Here is an 18,373-nt window from a genome sequence, read left to right on the forward strand (position 1 = left end):
TCGTAAAAGACATGCTGAAGCACCGCTTTTTTGTGGAATAAAATCCCTTGAATTTTAAAGAATCCCCGACGAAGAATATGTACGGGGATTTTTTATTTGCTGTGAAGAAATATTTTACAAAAAATATTTATACTTATTGACAGCGAAAATAAATAATAGTATAATTTAATAAAGAGATGGAGGTGAAAAATATGGCAAATATCGAAATCGACGAAAAGGCAAAAAAATATATTCAGGACAGGAAAAACGACGCCATTACCATAAAATTGGAGCGCTACGGCGGCGGGTGAGCCGGATGCAAGTATATGCCTGCCGTGTATGTAGGCGCACCGGCTGAGCCGAACGATTACACGCTAAAAAATGTAGACGGCATAAAAATCTATATAAGCCCCTTCGTGGATGCGGAAAAAGGTCTAAGGATATATCTCTCTGGTTTTGGCATGTTCAAAGGTCTGGCGGTGGCACCGCTCAACTATTGAAAGTTAAAGCCCTCCAAATGTAAGACGGGGAGTTATAACAGACAGCGGAAAAATTTAATCCCTGTCGTAAGCGCTTTTACAATGCTCCTTGTAAAGTTGTATGAACTTGAGAATGAAGCTGAATTCTTCCTCGGTGCAGTCCGCCACCATCTCCAACACTGACCGCACCTTGGGGTCCAGCAGAAGCTCTTTTAAGGCGGGGTTCATGGGTTTGAACAGCGACGATATCTCGTCGTCGTCCGCTACGAAATAGCACGGCGAAAGCGAAAGAGCCGAGGCGATCTTTTCCAGGGTCTTTATGGAAGGTTCCACCCTTCCGCTTTCGATCTGGCCTATGAGACCGGTGGACACACCGGCTTTGGCGGCAAGATCCGCCTGGGTTAACTCCCGCTCCCGGCGTATTTTCTTAATCTTATATCCTACATGGTTGGCAGATGAAATAATATCATCGGTGCACACATCCAGAGCCCGGGCTATAGTCCTCAAAGTGGACACCGCCGGAAGCACCTTGCCTTTTTCAATGTGACACAAATACGCTGCGGAAATGCCGGCTTTTTCGGCCAGTTCTGACTGAGAAATCCCTTTTTTCTGGCGGAGTAAGGCGATTTTTTCACCCAGGACCGTGGGGGCCGCGGTTAAGGTGTCCGCTTCGGGGAAGAAACCCTCTTTCGAGACGTTCAAAGCTGCTGCCAGTTTTTCTATAGTTTCGAGAGTTGGCTCCTTTTTCCCCCGTTCGATCTCGCTCAGGTAAGAGACCGAAAGTTCCGCCCGCCGGGCGAGCTCCTGGAGCGACATGTTCCGCTTCTTGCGGAAACTACGGATCAATCTGCCGTCTATCATGAATATGCCCCTTTCAAAATAATATCTATGTTTCAGCAGTAGAAAGTCATTTTTTTGCTGGAGATGACTCGGTGCCGCAACTCTCTGCCGTTCTATCAAATGAAAGCAGAAGTCGGCACAAAAAGCATTTGCGAACTATACATTCACATGCTTATTTTAAACTCGAAATATTATATATACTATAATTAAATTATAGTATATATTAATAGTTTGGTCAACAAAATAAAAATATATTGAATATAAGGAGGATTTTAAGATGAAACCAATAACCGTTACCGACGAAAACTTTGAACAGGAAGTTATTCAAGCCGAAGGCAAAGTCCTGGTTGATATGTGGGCGCCCTGGTGCGGCCCCTGCCGCATGCTGGCCCCAGTAGTGGAAGAAATCGCCGAAGAATACGAGGGTAGCCTCAAGGTGTGCAAGCTGGATGTGGACGAAAACCCGGAGACCGCTGCCAGATACGGCGTAATGAGCATCCCCACTTTGCTGGTCTTTGAAAACGGCCAGGTGGTAAACAAACTGATAGGCTTCAGACCAAAACGTGATATTATTGCCGAAATCGGTATTTAAAACCAAAAACTTCCCTCAAATTGAAGGCCCCGCCATCCGGCGGGGTTTTTGCACCGACGGGTGCGGTTGCCACAGTGTGGTTTTCTAAATATTAATCACACTGCGTGCGAGGCAGGGTGATTATTTTGTCCCGAATTTTAATGGAATGAATTGACATAGAGAAGGATAAAATATATAATATGAATGCAAATGCAAACGAGTTGCAATTGGTAGAGATAGATTTAATAAGTAAAATTCCAAGCGGAGCTTACTCAAATCTGTCGGGAAAAAGGAATAAAGATTATTTTTCCATAATGGAGAAAAACCTGGAGAATCTAAAAAAAGCTTTGCAATAATTTTTAGGAGTTATGCATATGGGCGCGTACGATATTTATAAAAAATGTGAAAACAAAGCTGAAGTCGTAAGACTCACCGATGTTACCTTCGGCTACAACGGCACTCCGGTGCTGGAAGACGTAAGCCTCTCGGTGATGGAGGGAGAGTTTCTCGCACTCATAGGTCCCAACGGTGCCGCCAAATCCACACTCATGAAACTGATGGTGGGGCTTCTTTTGCCCAGGACCGGCGAGGTGAGGCTTTTCGGCCGGGATGTGAGGCGTTTTGGGGAGTGGAACAGGATCGGCTATGTTTCCCAACTCGCTGCCCAGGTAAACACAGGATTTCCCGCTACGGTGGAGGAAGTGGTGTCGTCGGGGTTTTACAGCGGCTTTGGGAAGTTTTTTGACACTGTCCGGAGGCGAAAGGCGGTGGAGCATGCCCTTGAGCTTGTCGGCATATCCCGGCTTTCTCGCCGACTGGTCGGTGAACTTTCCGGCGGTCAACGGCAGAAAGTATTTCTGGCAAAGGCCCTGGTGAAAAAACCCGAAGCTCTGTTCCTGGACGAACCCACCACAGGAATCGATGCGGCATCAAGCCGGGAATTCTATGCGCTTCTCAAGGAGTTGAACAGGCGTGAGGGGATTACAGTGGTCATTATAACCCATGACATAGGGGCGGCTTTTGACAAGGCAGAAAAGATCGGTTGCGTGCGCAGCGGGAGAGTCTATATTCATAATAATACCGATGAGGTCACCGAAGAGCATATTGCCGAAGTTCTGGGGTACAGGATACCCCCGAACAAAGGATATCCTGATGTAAAAAATCACTAATTTAATCTGACATCTGGCATCCGACATCTTATTTCAGGAGGAAAATTCATGTATTTATTCACTTTTGATTTCATGCGGAGAGCATTTATAGCAGGCGTAATCACCGCGGTGCTGGCCTCCTCCATGGGGGTGTTCGTGGTGCTAAGGCGCATGTCTTTAGTGGGGGACAGCCTTTCCCACGCAGCCCTTTCCGGAGTGGCCGCCGGTATGCTGTTCGGGTTTTATCCCTTTTACGGCGCTCTCGCATTTTCAGCCCTGGCGGCGCTTTTTATTGAAGCCATCCGGAAGGCTTTCAGCAAGTATGCCGAAGTGGCGCTGGCGGTAGTGATGTCGGGCGGCATGGGGCTGGCAGTGGTTTTGATAAGCCTCGGTAGATCCTTCAATGCTGATTTGTTCTCGTACCTCTTCGGCAGCCTGGTTGCGGTAAGCCCTTCCGATGTATGGGTAATATCCGGCGTGGGGCTTTTCATTATACTTTCACTGGTGATGCTTTTCCGGGAACTTTTTTCCATTACCTTTGATGAGGAATCCGCCCGACTTTCCGGAATACCGGTAGATGCTGTGAATACATATTTCACGCTGCTTACCGCCCTAGCGGTAGCCCTGTCGGTGCGGGTGGTGGGGACCCTGCTGGTTTCGGCCCTCATGGTGATTCCAGTTGCTGTAAGCCTCCAAACCGCCAGGAGCTTCAGGGCCACCTTTGTCATCGCTGTAGGAGTTGCCGTGTTTTCTGTAATATCGGGGCTGTCCATTTCCTTCGTATTCGACCTGGCACCCGGCGGAACCATAGTGCTCATATCGGCGGTCATCCTGATGGCCGTTCTGGCGGCAAAAAAATTGCGGACAGACGGGTATAAAAATTTTTAAATTGAAAAACCCGTGACCGAGCCGAATTTACAATGAAATGGGAGCAATTTTGATGAGCATAGACGAGATGCTGAAACAAAAACAATTAAAAGTTACCCCTCAGCGCAAAGCGATTCTAACGGTGCTGGAAAAGTCCGAATCAGTCCTGAGCGCCCAGGAGCTCTTCAGAGAGGTGCTGGAGCTTTTGCCCGGCACAAATTTTTCCACTATTTACAGAAATCTGGATATGCTTCTTTCGAAGGGGATTTTGTGCCGCATCCACAGAGAAAACGGCGGCGACCTTTATGAAATCCGGCGGCAGGAAGGGCACCACCACCATGTCATATGCAAATCTTGCGGAGCCTCGTTTACCCTGGATTTTTGCCCCATGGAAACACTGGGCCGTGAACTCCAAAAACAGGGGTTCACCCCGACGGAGCACCGTTTCGAAATATACGGGTACTGCGATAAATGCAGGAAATGTTGAACGGCATGATGGGTTTGTATAGGAAGGTGACATTGACAGGTTAATTCAACAATTTATTTTGATGCAGAAGCTAATATTTAATTACAAGGGGGTCTGACGATGCTTATTTTAACGAAAGACGACATTAAAAAAGTGTTCTCAATGAAAGATGCCATTGAAGCTGTAAAGCAGGCTTTCGGTATGTATTCTCGGGGCAAAAGCGTGGTGCCGCTCAGAGTAAATATCAATATTCCAAAATATGGGGGCCAGACCCTTTATATGCCGGCGTACGTGAATGACCTGGACAGCGGCGGAGTCAAGATAGTTTCTGTTTTTCCGGGCAATATAGAAAAGGGGATGGCTTCTGTGCAGGCTACTATGGTGCTTGTAAATGAAGAAACCGGGGAAGTGTGTTCGATTTTAGACGGGACTTATCTAACCCAGCTTCGCACGGGAGCCGCTCAGGGAGCCGCCACGGACATTCTGGCAAGAAAAGATTCGAAAATCGGTGTGCTTTTCGGCACAGGGGGGCAGGCCGCAGCGCAGCTGGAGGCAATGCTGACGGTGAGAAATCTGGAAAGAGTATACGTCTTCGATATAAATAAACAGAGGGCGAATGAATTTGCCGAAAGGATGCAGAACGAGCTGGCGGATTTCAGTGCGGAGATTATAGCGGATGTCGGTGTTGAAAAAGCTCTGCCTCTGGCCGACGTGATAACCGCCGTAACCACATCAAAAAGGCCGGTTTTTGATGGGCGGCTTATAAAGGAAGGCGCCCATGTGAACGGTGTCGGCGCATATACCCCCGACATGCAGGAACTCGACGAATACCTGGTGAAGAGGGCCGACAGAGTTTATGTGGATTCAAAGGAAGCTGTTCTTTCGGAAGCGGGCGATTTCATTATACCTATGAAAAACGGCGCCATTGACTCGGACAGAATAAACGGGGAACTGGGGGAAGTAATATCGGGCAAGATACCCGGCAGGCAGAGCGAAAAAGAAATAACCCTGTTTAAAACCGTAGGTATTGCAGTACAGGATGTGGTCACAGCTTATGAAATTTATAAAAAAGCGCTTGAACAGGGTGTGGGAAGGCAGATTCAATTTTAGGACGGCACATTAAAATTATCAGAGATTTTTTTAAAAACCTATTGCACTTTTTAAAAAAATGTGCTAATATATTTACAACAAATTTGAAGGCTTAATTTGATGAAGGGGAATAGTAACCCTGATGGAAAGTTCCAGAGAGCCGCCTGAGGTGGGAGTGCGGTACCGGAAGTCAAGGTGAATGGGCCCCGGAGAAGATGCGGTGAAAGCTATAAGTAGCCGCATACGGGAAGTCCCCCGTTAGCACGGGACAGGATATCGCAGTATTTTGCCGTATCCGGAAAGAGGGTTTTGCATTTAGGTGGCAGGAGGGCACTTTATCCTAAAGGATGAAGTGCTTTTTTTGATTATAAAACGGCCGACCCGCCTATCACCGTCACCGTATGCACAGCCAATTTGGGTGGCACCGCGGAAAAGCATCCGTCCCTATCTATGGGATGGATGCTTTTTGATTTATTGAAAAACAGGGGTGATGCCTTTGACTTGAAGGGAACTGGAATATAAAAGGAGATTAACGCCCAATGTTGAGATATAAATAATTTTAAAAGGAGTTGATTCTCATGGATGAGATAAAAATCCTTTTGACCGAAAAGGAAATACCGACTCACTGGTACAACATTCAGGCTGACATGCCGAACCCCCTGCAGCCGCCCATCAGCCCCAGGACCGGCGAGATTATGGCGCCGGAAGAACTGGCGGCGATCTTTCCGAAAGCATTATTAGAGCAGGAGATGTCTCGCGAAAGATTTATAGAGATCCCCGATGAGGTCCGGGAGATTTACCGGCTGTGGAGGCCGTCGCCGCTCTTTCGGGCCCGGAGGCTGGAAAAAGCACTGGATACTCCTGCCAGGATTTACTTTAAACACGAAGGTGTGAGCCCTGCCGGCAGCCACAAGCTGAACACCGCCGTGCCGCAGGCCTATTACAACAAAAAAGCAGGCATCAAGAGGCTTTCCACCGAGACCGGCGCCGGGCAGTGGGGCAGCGCATTGGCCATGGCCTGCAGCTTTTTCGGCCTGGAGTGCACCGTTTATATGGTAAAAGTCAGCTTCCAGCAGAAGCCTTACCGGAGGTCCATGATGCAGTTATTCGGAGCGGAGGTCATACCCAGTCCCAGCGACAGGACCGAGGCGGGCAGGGCCGTGCTGGCAAAGGACCCTGACTCTACAGGTAGCCTAGGCATAGCCATCAGCGAAGCCGTGGAAGATGCGGTAAAGCATGGTGATACCAATTACGCCCTGGGGAGCGTCCTGAACCATGTGGTGCTCCATCAGACGGTCATAGGTCAGGAGGCCAAGAAACAGATGGAGAAGGCGGGATATTACCCCGATGTGGTCATTGCCTGTTCCGGCGGCGGCAGCAATTTCAGCGGCATAGCCATGCCCTTTGTACACGACAAGATAAAAGACTGCAAAAAGACCCGCATCGTAGCAGTGGAACCCACCGCATGTCCCAGCCTCACAAGAGGAAAATTCACCTATGATTACGGCGATACGGCACACCTGACCCCGAAGATGATGATGTATACTCTGGGCAGCGAGTTCGTACCCCCGGGAATCCATGCCGGCGGACTCAGGTACCACGGCGCATCCCCGATACAGAGCCAGCTCCTGCATGACGGCTTGATCGAAGCAAAGGCTTACGGCCAGCTGGCTGTATTTGAAGCCGCCAAACTGTTTGCCAGGAGCGAAGGCATAATCCCCGCTCCCGAATCCTCCCATGCCATAAGGGCGGCCATAGACGAAGCCCTGGCGGCCAGGGAAGCCGGAGAAGCAAGAACCATCCTGTTCTGCCTCAGCGGCCACGGTCACTTTGACATGAGCGCCTACGATGCCTACCTCTCCGGAAAGCTGACAGATTCAAGCCTTTCCGAGGAGACATTACAAGAACTCATAAACGCCCTGCCTTAATGTGTCACGAGTGTCACGGGGACGGTTGCTTTGACACATAAAGTTACAAAAAATGGGCGGCAGATGAAATTATTCTATCTGTCGCCCTGGATAAACTTTAAACAAAAAAATTTTTAAGGAGGAATTTCCATGAAACTGAAAGATATGGTATTAACCGCACTGCTTTTATCAATAGGTCTGGTGCTCCACCAGATCACCCCGCCCATCGTGGGCGGCATGAAGCCCAATTTTCTGCTGGCGATGCTTTTTGTAGCCCTTTACATCAACAACAGTCCGAAGAACGCCTTCCTGGCTGGCGTCATCGGCGGCACCTTCGCTGCCCTCACCACCAGCTTTCCCGGCGGGCAGGTGGCCAACTTCTTTGAAGAAATCATCACAGCCTTCGTGGTATCATTCCTCATAAAGCTCACGGCAAAACTTTCCCCCCATATATCGGTGCCTTTAGTAGGATTCCTGGGAACCGTGGAAAGCGGCACGGTGTTTCTCACCATTGCTCTGCTGGTAGTGGGCAGCCTTCCGGTGGCTTTCCCGGTGCTGTTCGTGACAGTAGTACTCCCCGCTGCAGCCATCAACACCTTCGTGACATACATCTGTTACAATGTGGTGTTCTCGGCAAGAAAGGTGATGAAGAAAGCGTAGCCCTGACATAAAAACGAGCCTGTTGCTTTAAAGCAGCAGGCTTTTTCTATAGAATCAATCATTGATTTTGGTGTAAAAGTCACTTTCCTTCCGGAGGTGCCTTTGACCATCTCCGGCAGCGGACCTAGTTTCTACACTAATTTAATTTATGAGAAGGAATTTGCTTTTTAGGAGAAGAAATAGTAATATAAAATTTTTTTATAGGGAAGCGATCGGATGAGTTCTATATTATTCATTGCACCTTTCAAAAATATCGCCGAAACGGCACTGAAAGTGTCACAACAAATGAATATTAACTTAATAATTGAAGTCGGGAATATGGAAACGGCGCTGGAAATTGTAAACAGATATCCTGATACCGATGTGATAATAAGCAGAGGAGGGACGGCAGAACTTTTAAAAACTTTAAAAGATATCTCCGTTGTAGAAATAAAATTATCGATTAATGATTTTATGAATGCAATCTCCGAGATTGCAAAAACAGGCATAAAAAAAATAGCGGTAATCAGCCGCAAAAGTATTTTGGAAGAAAATGTAATAGATTATGAGTTTTTTGGTGCAAAAATATTCTTTCGCCCGTGCAAAGATGTAGAGGAAATAAAAAACGCCATAGAGGAACTGAATAAACAGGGGATAGAAGCTGTTGTGGGGGATAAAATGGCCATAGAATTTGCCCGGAAATATAATATGAAAACAAAACTGCTGGATTCAGGTGAAGTAGCCATCGAAATGGCTATAAAAGAAGCATTAAACATTATCCGGGCAAAAGAGCAGGAAAGATTGCGCGCTGCACAATTAAATGCTATTATCGACAACATTGAAGAAGGTATTGTGGCGGTTACCGGTGACGGTCGTATAAGTTTTTATAATAATATTGCAAAAAAAGTGTTTACTGGTAAAAACAATGTTATCAATTTTGATGAGGTTTATTCCCTTTTGAAGTATAAGAACGAGGAAAAGATACTGGATGTAAATAACAATAAAATTTTTGCTCGAATCATCCCGCTTTATTCTAATGAAGTTCATAAAGGCTATGTCATAGCTTTTCAGGAAGTTAAAAATATTCAGGCTTCCGAACGCAAAATAAGGTTGTCTTTGTATGAAAAAGGATTTTATGCGAAAAAAAGCTTCGATGATATCATAGGAGAATCGGATAAAATCAAGAATGTGATAGAAAAAGCAAAAAAATACGCCCACACGGATTCCAATATATTCATTTATGGAGAGACCGGGACGGGAAAAGAAATTTTCGCCCAGAGCATACACAATTACAGCAAAAGAAAGAACGGCCCGTTCGTATCTATAAATTGTGCCTCACTTCCTCACAATTTAATTGAAAGTGAGCTTTTTGGATACGTAGAAGGCGCTTTTACAGGCGCCAGAAAAGGTGGGAAAATAGGATTAATTGAACTGGCGCATGGAGGAACGCTTTTTCTAGATGAGATCGGTGAAATGCCGCCGGATATTCAGGGCAGGCTTCTCAGAGTCCTCCAGGAAAAAGAAATAATGAGGATAGGCGATGACAGAATAATACCTGTGGATGTGAGGATAATATGCGCTACCAATAAAGACCTTTTGAAAATGGTGCGCGAAAAATCCTTTAGAGAAGATCTGTATTATCGTATAAATGTATTAAAACTTGTGATTCCGCCTCTAAGGGAAAGAGGATGGGACATTATTAAGATTTTAGACTTTTATTTGAATAAGTTTAATAAACAATGCAATAAAAATATTAAATTGAGCGATGGTGCAGTAAAGATTTTGCTCGAGTATAATTGGCCGGGCAATATAAGAGAACTCAGGAACCTGGCAGAAAAATTAATAGCCTTAAACGATGAAAACAGTGTTGTGGACCCTTTGTTAATATCATCACTTTTAAGCGAAGAGGCACAGGATGAGAAAGACGGAAACTATATTAAAATTTTAGAAGGCAGCAGCTTGAAAGATATGGAGATTGAAATCTTGAAACAGATGCTAAAACGTTATGGACCTGAAGAAGTCTGTAGGAAATTGAATATCAGCAGGGTGACTTTATGGAGGAAGATGAATAAAGCTTTCAAAATTGAAACAAATGAAATTCAAACATGAAAAAGAGCATGTTTTTTATCTGAAAAATAACCATTTAAAATATGGCATGGAAATTGCTTATTTAATAAATGCAAAACATCTAAATATCTTCTTTATCATGTTTGTCATGCTATGGCATGATTAAAAAAAATATTTATCAGGGAGGGCTTATAAAGATGAAAAAACGGTTTTCCAAAAAATGTATTACTATTGTGGGAATTCTTACATTGGTAGTGTCGCTGTTGTTGACGGGCTGCAGCGTGTCCACATCCAATCCGTCCAGTACACCGGCAGCCTCGTCTGACAATTCAGCAAGCACTGTAGCTGCAAAAAATCCTTATCAAGATGCCATTAAAATTGGCTTTGTACCAAATGTCATCGGCGATTCTGTGGCAGCCGCGTGGGGTGAAGGGATAAAAAGAGAGCTAAAATACTATACGAATATTACACTGCAGGCCTTTGACGGCAAAGCTTCAGCCGAAACGCAATCTCAGATAATGAAGGATTTAATAAATCAGAAGTATGACTGTATTATCCTACAGGCAAACGATTCTGCAGCCCTTACCGGTACGGTTAAAGAAGCCGAGGCTGCGGGCATTCCGGTGATTACATTGAACCTTGATGTTGATACTCCGCACGCAGCCCTGGTAGCAATGGTGGACTATGAAGCTGGCAATCTTGTGGCCGAGCAGATTGCAAAATCCATCGGTGACAAAGACGGCAATATAGTTATTATCCAGGCGCCTCCGGGAGCATCACGGGGTATCAATGTGGAGAAAGGCTTCAGGGATGGGATAGCCAAACATCCCAATCTAAAGATTCTTGATGCTCAGAACGGAGAATGGCTCACTGAAAAAGGCAATGAAGTAATGAGGGATTTCCTCACAAAATACCCGAAGATAGACGCCGTTTTTGCGATTAATGATGCGATGGCAGAAGGAGCCTCTCAGGCTGCTGAAGCGGCGGGTCGCTTAAAAGATATGGTGATTTGGGGTGCAGATGGAGAGAAAAAGGCGCTGGAGTATATAGAACAGGGAAAACTCACAGGCACAATATACACCAACTGCTATGACCAGGGTGCCACAGCAGCCCGCCTTGCGCTTTATTTTATCGGATCTGCCGGGCAAATCGATTCTTCCAGGTTTACAAAGACACCGATTATAAAAATGGCTCCAATTGTTGTAACTAAAGACACCGTTGGTTCCATATCCGCCGATATGCGCTGGTAAATTAAATAATTTAATAGCGAAGATAGTTATTAATTCTGACGAAAGTAGCGGAGGTAACCTCAAGTTACCTCCATTTTTTCGAAAATATCTATTGAAAACCACAATGACCAGGTTTTATAGGGAGGAGTCTGATGTGAGACAGGAGACTATACGGCGGTTATTTTCACTGGTGTTGCTTTTTATGCTAATAGTTATATTCGGGACCACGAGCAAATATTTCTTGACGCAGAATAATATATTCACTTTATTACGTGAAGCCGCTGTAACAGGTATTTTAGCAGTGGGTGTTACATTTGTTATAATTACTGCTGGCATTGACCTTTCTACCGGAGCGCTGGTAGCACTGATTGCCATGATCTGTGCCAGATTGTTATATTATACAACATTGTCTGTGCCGGTTATCCTGCTTATAGGAGCAATTATTGGAATTCTGGCGGGCAGCCTGAACGGTTTTCTCGTGGCGAAACTGAAACTGCCGGATTTTATTGCTACCCTATCAACCCAGGGCATTTTTAGGGGTTTGACCCTGGTCTTTGCTATAAGGGAAAATGGAGTCATAAGCAATAAAGTAATACAAAATCCCGCTTTTATTATTCTGGGCGGACACATAAACGGCCTATATCTTGCAACTATAGCGTTTATTATTATGGCGGTAATCGGCCAGTTCATACTCAGAGAAACCCGATTTGGGATATACACATATGCTGTCGGTGCAAATTTAAAGTCTGCTAATCTTTCCGGTATTAATTCTGATAGAGTGAAAATAATGGTATATACCATATCCGGCTTATGCTGTGCAATCGGTGCTTTTTTTCTGGCGGCGAAGATGCAGAGCGCAACCCCGGAAATGGGTATTGGCTTGGAATTTGATGTTATTGCGGCTGTGGTTGTTGGCGGCTGTTCTTTTTGCGGAGGCCGCGGAGATGTTTTCGGAAGCGTAATAGGCACTCTGTTCATGGCTGTCCTGACCAATGGCTTATATAAATATAATTTCCCCGCAGCATACCAGATAATTATAAAAGGACTTGTAATTGTTGTGATGGTGATATTCGATTCCGTGTACCAGAAATTCATGGAAGCTAGGACGACAAAAGCAAAAAAACTGGAGGACATGTCTGCTCAAGGCAATGGAACTGAAACGGGGGTGGCACAATAATGAATAATGATATACTTTTAAGCGCTCGGGACATTGAAAAGAGTTTCTCGGGTGTAAAGGTTTTAAAAAAAGTAAATTTAGAAATACGGCGCGGCGAGGTCCATGCTTTGATAGGGGAAAACGGTGCTGGAAAATCTACTCTTGTGAAAATTCTTACGGGTGCTTATCAGAAGGATGCGGGTATCATTCGTTATAATGACACAGAGGTAGAACTAAACTCAAGGCACGATGCAATAAAATTGGGGATTTCAGTAATATACCAGGAATTGAGCCTTATTCCAACCCTTACTGTCACTCAAAACATATTTCTCGGCAGGGAAAAAGATACGGCGGGCATCTTGAATAAAAAGTCTATGAGAAAAAAAGTGATTGAAATCATGGATTACTACGGGCTTTCCGTGGACCCTGATGCCATTGTAGAGACCCTCAGCATTGCGCAAAGACAGATAGTTGAGATACTGAAGGCATTGACCTTTGAGTCTTCTTTAATAATTATGGATGAACCTACGGCGTCCCTCAGCTCAAAAGAGGCCGAAAGTTTGTTTAATATAATAAACAATTTAAAACAAAAAAATGTCAGTATTTTATATATATCGCACAGATTAGAAGAGATATACAGATTAGCGGATAGGATCACCATCCTAAGAGATGGTAAAAATATTGCTGTGCTCGAAAAGGGACAGATAAATCCAACGGATGTAATACGCTTTATGATTGGAAAAGAACTTGTTGATACAAGTGGACTGGGCAGGATGCGCAGAAATGACAAAAATGTTGTCCTGAAAGTTAATAAATTGTCATGCAAGGGTGTTTTCGCCGATATAAGTTTTGAAGTCCATGAAGGCGAGGTCCTGGGTATAGGAGGCCTGGTGGGCTCGGGCAGGACAGAAGTTTTGCACAGCATTTATGGAGCAAAAAAATATGATTCGGGTGAAATATTATTTAATGGAAAGCCTTTACCTTCATCAATAATTAAGAATATACGCGCCGGAATTGCCATGATACCTGAAGACAGGAGGAATCAGGGATTAATTCCTCTGCTGGATATTACTCGGAATATTGCGGCTCCAAACTACGACAGATTGAGTGCGAGAAATATATGGGTAAAAGCCAAGGAGGAGCTGGCTTTTTGCAAGGAGGCAATATCGCAGCTCGATATCCGCCCGAACAACCCGGAAATCCAGGTTATGAACCTATCGGGCGGAAATCAGCAAAAGGTAGTGGTGGGTAAATGGTTAATGCGTAATTTAAAGCTTTTGCTTGTCGATGAGCCCACAGCAGGGATTGATATAGGAGTAAAGGAAGAAATCTACAACATAATTGAAGACCTTGCATCAAAAGGTGTTGCAGTTATAGTCGTTTCATCAGATCTGAAGGAATTACTCCGGGTATCTCACAGGATTATCGTATTAAGGAATGGAAGGATAATTAAAGAATTTAATGACGGTTTTGTTTCCCAGGAAGATGTTTTGAAGGCTGCTTCGGGAATTACAAGAGAGGAGGCTGAGCAATTTGAACAATAGACAGATTATAAAGAGATTTCAAAGGCCGTTAATCCTGCTGATTTTGATGCTGATTCTGACAATCCTTCAGCCGAGGATATTCCCAACGGCAAGCAACTTTAAGAGTATACTTCTTGCCATATCGATATATGGTGTAATGATTTGCGGCGCGATATACCCGGTTCTCCTGGGAGGCATCGACCTTTCCGTCGGAGCAGTGGCTGCTTTGAGCGGAGCATGTACAGTATTGACGATAGTAAACGGCGGTTATTCAAACGCATCGGTGATTGAGGGGCTGACCATCGGGTTGTGCGCCGGTGTCATGGTAGGGCTTGCCCATGGAATTATCATAACAAATTTCAGTGTACCGCCTTTTCTCATAACACTTGCATCCATGAATATAGTTTATGGAATTACCCAACTGCTCACCAACAACCTGGTTATTAGCTGTCTGAAGCCCAAAAGTTTTACATTCATCGGCGGGGGCAGGCTGCTAGGAATTCCGTTTCCCATATATATATTTTTATCCATGGCATTGATCAGTTATCTGATATTGAACAAAACAATATTCGGCCGGAGCGTATACTGTGTGGGTGGGAATCCTGTAGCGTCGGTTTTGTCCGGTATTTCCTCGAAAAAGATTACCGTTGCTTCCTACATTTTTTCAGGATTTACTGCAGCCCTGGCGGGAATAATACTGGCTTCCATGAACCAGCAGGCCATAGCCAAAGCGGCGCAGGGTTATGAGAACGATGTATTGACTGCAATTGTGGTGGGTGGAACAAGCCTGATGGGCGGCGAAGGGTCCATCCAGGGCTCTGTATTTGGCGCACTTCTTGTGGGATTATTGAATAACGGCTTGAGATTAATGGGAGTTCCTTCAATATACCATACGGTGGTAAAGGGTGCCATAATTATCGCTGCCGTAGCTTTTGATATATATTCAAGAAATAAAAACAGCGGGCTTGTTAAATTCAAAAAATCTGCCGCAAGAATTGGCAAAGCCTAGGAGGTTACAATATGAAGCTGATAGATGCTCATGCTCATGTAATAGAGAGAATTGCCGGATTTGGCCGCAAAGGGGAACTTCGTGCCATCGGCAATGGTCGGGCGCGCTGGGCCAACGGGGATGAAATTCAACTGATTCCGGCGGAATTAGGCGACCGGGAATTCACCGGCGAGACATTGCTTTCCATAATGGACAGATACGGCGTTGAAAAAGCCGTTTTACTGCAGGGAAGTTTCTACGGTTTTCAGAATGAATATACCTATGAAATGGCTAAAAAATATCCGGAGCGATTTATTGCTGCAGGCACTTTAGACCCATTCTGCAAAGAAAAAGACAGTTTATTGGAAAGACTGCTGAATGTTATGAAGCTGAAAATAATCAAGTTCGAAGCAAGCTCCGGCGGCGGCTTTATGGGATATCACGAAGACTTTGCTATAGACGGGGAAATATTTGACGATATATTCTATATGGTGGCAAAAAGGAGGGGTACATTGGTGTTGGATATCGGAAGCCCCGGCATGGCCAGCTTTCAGGTAGAAGCCGTTTATAACATTGCAAAGAAGTATCCGGAAATGAAGATTGTCATATGCCATCTGCTGGCACCGACTTTGAATGATACTCTTGAGCTGAAAAACGGCCTGGAAACATTAAAACTGGATAATGTCTGGTTTGATTTGGCTGCAGTTCCATGGAATTTAGCTCCCGAAACGTATCCGTACCATACTGGCAGAAAGTATATAAAAATGGCAAGGGATATTGTAGGCGCGGAAAAACTGATCTGGGGCACGGATGTGCCATCGGTGCTTACCAGGGAAAAATATACTAATCTTATCGAATATATTACAAGTGCCGATATCTTTTCAGATGCGGAATTGGAAAAAGTATTCTATGACAATGCTATGACGGTATATTTTGAATAAGTAAAAAATTATAAAGCGGAGAGGACGAAATCATATGGAAAAAATGAAAGCTGTATTTATCAAAGAACCAGGGAAGATTGAAATAATAGAGCAAGAAATACCGGTTCCAAAAAAAGGTGAAGCGCTCCTGAAAATAAAATACTGTGGAATCTGCGGTTCCGATATTGCAACATATACGGGTAATCAGCCATTTGCCACTTATCCAAGGATTCCTGGACACGAGTTTTCAGCAGAAATCGTAGAAGTTGGGGAAAACGGAATGGGATTAAAACCTGGGATGGTGGTAACGGCCAACCCCTATTTTAACTGTGGACAGTGTTATTCATGCCAGAGGGGACTGGTAAACTGCTGCGAAAAAAATGAGACTATGGGCGTCCAGAGGGATGGGGCTTTCGCCGAATACATCACCATGCCGGTGGAAAGGATATATTACGGAAAGGGCCTTCCGGCAGACACACTTGCCCTGATCGAGCCCTTTTCCATCGGATATCATGCGGTAAACAGGGGAAATATACAGGCGGGGGACAACGTCCTTATAATCGGCTCCGGAGCGATCGGCCTTTTTGCGATGCTGTCGGCGAAGCTAAAAGGGGCAAAAGTATATGTGGCTGACATAAATGAGGAAAGATTGAATTATGCAAAAAAACTGGGCGTTGATGGAGTTATTGACTCCGGGAAGCATAATTTAAAAGAGGAAGTCATGAAGATTACCGATTCACATGGCATGGACGTGTGCATCGAAGCAGTGGGAATTTCTGAAACGTTTCTTGATTGTATAGAGAACGTTGCCTTTGGGGGAAAAGTCATACTTGTAGGCAACGGCAAAACAGAGTCTACTTTCAATCATACTGTTTTAGTAAAAAAGGAACTCAATGTCTTTGGCTCAAGGAACAGTTTGAAGGATTTTGAGCCGCTGATCGATCTGGTTTCTATAACAAGGGTGGATATAAACAGCCTTGTGAGCGATGTTTTTGAGCTGAAGGACGCTGCCGAGGCTTTTGAATGCCTTAAAAATTTGAATAAATCCAAAATGAAGGTGCTGGTAAAATTTGAGTAAAACTGCATTCTGAACAATGCACGATGGTTTTTCAGAGCGGCAGCCAATGGTGCCGCAAATGGCTTGATGGTGCATAGGCAGGCGGGTTTTGATTAAAGCCAAAGGGCTGGAGATCCCAGCCCTTTTATTGTAAAAGCCCTCCATCGAAAATCCCTTCATCCTAAACTCCCTTCATCGACAGGCTTATCCTGCTTCTTGCCGGCTCCACGGAGAGCACCTTGACCTTCACCGTGTCTCCGATGCCCACCACGTCAAAAGGTGAGCGCACGAAGCTTTCCGAAAGCTCGGATATGTGGCAGAGGCCGTCCTGATGGACTCCTATGTCTATGAACACCCCGAAATCCGTGATGTTGCGCACGGTGCCGTAGAGCACCATGCCCGGTTTTAAATCTTTGATTTCCAGCACGTCGGTGCGGAATATGGGCGGGGGAAGCTCCTCCCTGGGATCGCGCCCGGGCTTTTTGAGCTCCGAAAGGATGTCCCGCAAGGTGGGCACCCCTGCTCCGAAGGCTTCAGCCATCTTTTTTATCTCTTCTTCATTGAATGTTTTTGTCCGGAGGTCCTTGAGCGGATATTTCTCCATTATCTTTTCGGCGATTTCATAGCTTTCTGGGTGGACGGCAGTGTTGTCCAGTATGTTGTCGCTTTCGGGTATCCGGAGAAAGCCCGCGCACTGTTCGAAGGCCTTTGGCCCCGGTTTGGGGACTTTCATGAGCTCTCTGCGGGACCTGAAAATGCCGTTTTCTTCACGGTATTTTACTATATTTTATAGCCGCTGTGTGCCCCTGTGTTGCGTTTTGGCGCCTCTCGAAAGTGAGGACGAATTTGACGGCTTTGTGCCGGAAATCATCAGATAAATTATCCGACGGTAAATTGTCTTCAACCATCCCTGTTTACAGGCTGAACTACGGGGTCGAAAATGGTGCAGGTTAAAGCGCCTGGGTCGCAGAGCTTCCCCGGCACGACCCACATTAGCCCGCAATGTGGGCTGGAAGGCATTCGGAATCGGGGTCGGATTTGCGGCTCTGGGCTCACAATCGGGGTTATAATTTGCGAAAATCCGTATTTGTCAAGGAACATAGCGGGGTCATTGCTGACCCTGTCATCTACAATTAGAACTTATCATTGTTTTTTTGTAATATAAACCTGTTTTTTTCATCCAGATTGTATTCTCTTGTTCCCTTGATGCAATCTCTTAAATAGACTAATTCAGCATTAGTCGTTTCATAGCCTTTCTCTGTCAGATGTTTAATTGCAAAATAACAATCTGTAATCAATGGATTTGATTCAAGGTCATAGATTTCCTCGGGGTTGATAGTTGTAATTAATCTATCAACAGCTTTCAGCCTATCATACCTACCAATTAGATAGTTTTCAATTATTTCATTTAAAATAATAATTATTTCATTTATATTCATAATCATTAG

17 protein-coding genes, 1 pseudogene and 1 other annotated feature are annotated in these 18,373 nt (G+C 45.0%); of the genes and pseudogenes, 15 read left to right on the top strand and 3 right to left on the bottom strand.

What is annotated here, in order from left to right; genetic code table 11:
* Positions 1-191 precede the first annotated feature (191 nt).
* Positions 192-479: a CC/Se motif family (seleno)protein gene (locus tag AC6I1H_RS10500; protein WP_497737545.1), complete on the top strand. Its 288-nt coding sequence runs from the start codon at positions 192-194 to the stop codon at positions 477-479.
* A 54-nt stretch (positions 480-533) separates the two neighbouring features.
* Here AC6I1H_RS10500 and AC6I1H_RS10505 read toward each other — a convergent pair whose 3' ends face one another.
* Positions 534-1,319: a helix-turn-helix domain-containing protein gene (locus tag AC6I1H_RS10505; RefSeq protein ID WP_497737546.1), complete on the bottom strand. Its 786-nt coding sequence runs from the start codon at positions 1,317-1,319 to the stop codon at positions 534-536.
* Positions 1,320-1,575: 256 nt separating this feature from the next.
* Between AC6I1H_RS10505 and trxA the strand changes: the two genes are divergently transcribed.
* The 14 genes from trxA to AC6I1H_RS10575 all read left to right on the top strand — a co-directional run bounded on the left by trxA (position 1,576) and on the right by AC6I1H_RS10575 (position 16,946).
* The gene (gene trxA, locus AC6I1H_RS10510) at positions 1,576-1,890 is read left to right on the top strand and encodes a thioredoxin (RefSeq protein ID WP_497737547.1); all 315 of its coding nucleotides are present in this window, start codon (positions 1,576-1,578) and stop codon (positions 1,888-1,890) included.
* A gap of 353 nt (positions 1,891-2,243) precedes the next feature.
* The gene (locus tag AC6I1H_RS10515; protein WP_497737548.1) at positions 2,244-3,038 is read left to right on the top strand and encodes a metal ABC transporter ATP-binding protein; all 795 of its coding nucleotides are present in this window, start codon (positions 2,244-2,246) and stop codon (positions 3,036-3,038) included.
* A 48-nt stretch (positions 3,039-3,086) separates the two neighbouring features.
* Positions 3,087-3,905, top strand: coding sequence for a metal ABC transporter permease (locus tag AC6I1H_RS10520; RefSeq protein ID WP_497737549.1), 819 nt, complete (start codon positions 3,087-3,089; stop codon positions 3,903-3,905).
* A gap of 52 nt (positions 3,906-3,957) precedes the next feature.
* Positions 3,958-4,371, top strand: a complete 414-nt coding sequence (locus tag AC6I1H_RS10525) for a Fur family transcriptional regulator (protein ID WP_497737550.1) — start codon at positions 3,958-3,960, stop codon at positions 4,369-4,371.
* Positions 4,372-4,470: 99 nt separating this feature from the next.
* Positions 4,471-5,460, top strand: a complete 990-nt coding sequence (locus AC6I1H_RS10530) for an ornithine cyclodeaminase family protein (protein ID WP_497737551.1) — start codon at positions 4,471-4,473, stop codon at positions 5,458-5,460.
* Between the two features lie 90 nt (positions 5,461-5,550).
* Positions 5,551-5,888: a binding site (T-box leader), on the top strand.
* 129 nt (positions 5,889-6,017) lie between these two features.
* Complete coding sequence (locus AC6I1H_RS10535) at positions 6,018-7,367, top strand: TrpB-like pyridoxal phosphate-dependent enzyme (RefSeq protein ID WP_497737552.1); 1,350 nt, start codon at positions 6,018-6,020, stop codon at positions 7,365-7,367.
* 129 nt (positions 7,368-7,496) lie between these two features.
* Positions 7,497-8,006, top strand: coding sequence for a tryptophan transporter (locus AC6I1H_RS10540; protein WP_497737553.1), 510 nt, complete (start codon positions 7,497-7,499; stop codon positions 8,004-8,006).
* A gap of 216 nt (positions 8,007-8,222) precedes the next feature.
* Positions 8,223-10,094 carry a sigma 54-interacting transcriptional regulator gene (locus AC6I1H_RS10545; RefSeq protein ID WP_497737554.1) on the top strand — a complete coding sequence of 624 codons (1,872 nt, stop codon included), beginning with the start codon at positions 8,223-8,225 and terminating at the stop codon, positions 10,092-10,094.
* A 155-nt stretch (positions 10,095-10,249) separates the two neighbouring features.
* Complete coding sequence (locus AC6I1H_RS10550; protein WP_497737555.1) at positions 10,250-11,302, top strand: sugar ABC transporter substrate-binding protein; 1,053 nt, start codon at positions 10,250-10,252, stop codon at positions 11,300-11,302.
* 133 nt (positions 11,303-11,435) lie between these two features.
* On the top strand, positions 11,436-12,458 hold the full coding sequence (locus tag AC6I1H_RS10555) for an ABC transporter permease (protein WP_497737556.1): 1,023 nt from the start codon (positions 11,436-11,438) through the stop codon (positions 12,456-12,458).
* On the top strand, positions 12,458-13,981 hold the full coding sequence (locus tag AC6I1H_RS10560) for a sugar ABC transporter ATP-binding protein (protein WP_497737557.1): 1,524 nt from the start codon (positions 12,458-12,460) through the stop codon (positions 13,979-13,981). The genes AC6I1H_RS10555 and AC6I1H_RS10560 overlap by 1 nt, the downstream gene beginning before the upstream one ends.
* Entirely contained in the window at positions 13,971-14,969 is a 999-nt protein-coding gene (locus AC6I1H_RS10565; protein WP_497737558.1) for an ABC transporter permease, read from the top strand. The genes AC6I1H_RS10560 and AC6I1H_RS10565 overlap by 11 nt, the downstream gene beginning before the upstream one ends.
* Before the next feature lie 11 nt (positions 14,970-14,980).
* The gene (locus tag AC6I1H_RS10570) at positions 14,981-15,889 is read left to right on the top strand and encodes an amidohydrolase family protein (RefSeq protein ID WP_497737559.1); all 909 of its coding nucleotides are present in this window, start codon (positions 14,981-14,983) and stop codon (positions 15,887-15,889) included.
* 43 nt (positions 15,890-15,932) lie between these two features.
* The gene (locus AC6I1H_RS10575; protein WP_497740762.1) at positions 15,933-16,946 is read left to right on the top strand and encodes a zinc-binding alcohol dehydrogenase family protein; all 1,014 of its coding nucleotides are present in this window, start codon (positions 15,933-15,935) and stop codon (positions 16,944-16,946) included.
* Positions 16,947-17,106: 160 nt separating this feature from the next.
* On the opposite strand, the pseudogene AC6I1H_RS10580 reads toward AC6I1H_RS10575, so the two are convergent.
* Together AC6I1H_RS10580 and AC6I1H_RS10585 are read right to left on the bottom strand one after the other, a co-directional pair.
* A pseudogene (locus tag AC6I1H_RS10580) lies at positions 17,107-17,712 on the bottom strand (S1 RNA-binding domain-containing protein); the annotation flags it as partial.
* 346 nt (positions 17,713-18,058) lie between these two features.
* The gene (locus tag AC6I1H_RS10585) at positions 18,059-18,364 is read right to left on the bottom strand and encodes a hypothetical protein (protein ID WP_497737560.1); all 306 of its coding nucleotides are present in this window, start codon (positions 18,362-18,364) and stop codon (positions 18,059-18,061) included.
* Positions 18,365-18,373: the final 9 nt, after the last annotated feature.

Source organism: Biomaibacter sp. TOL, from assembly GCF_059717795.1.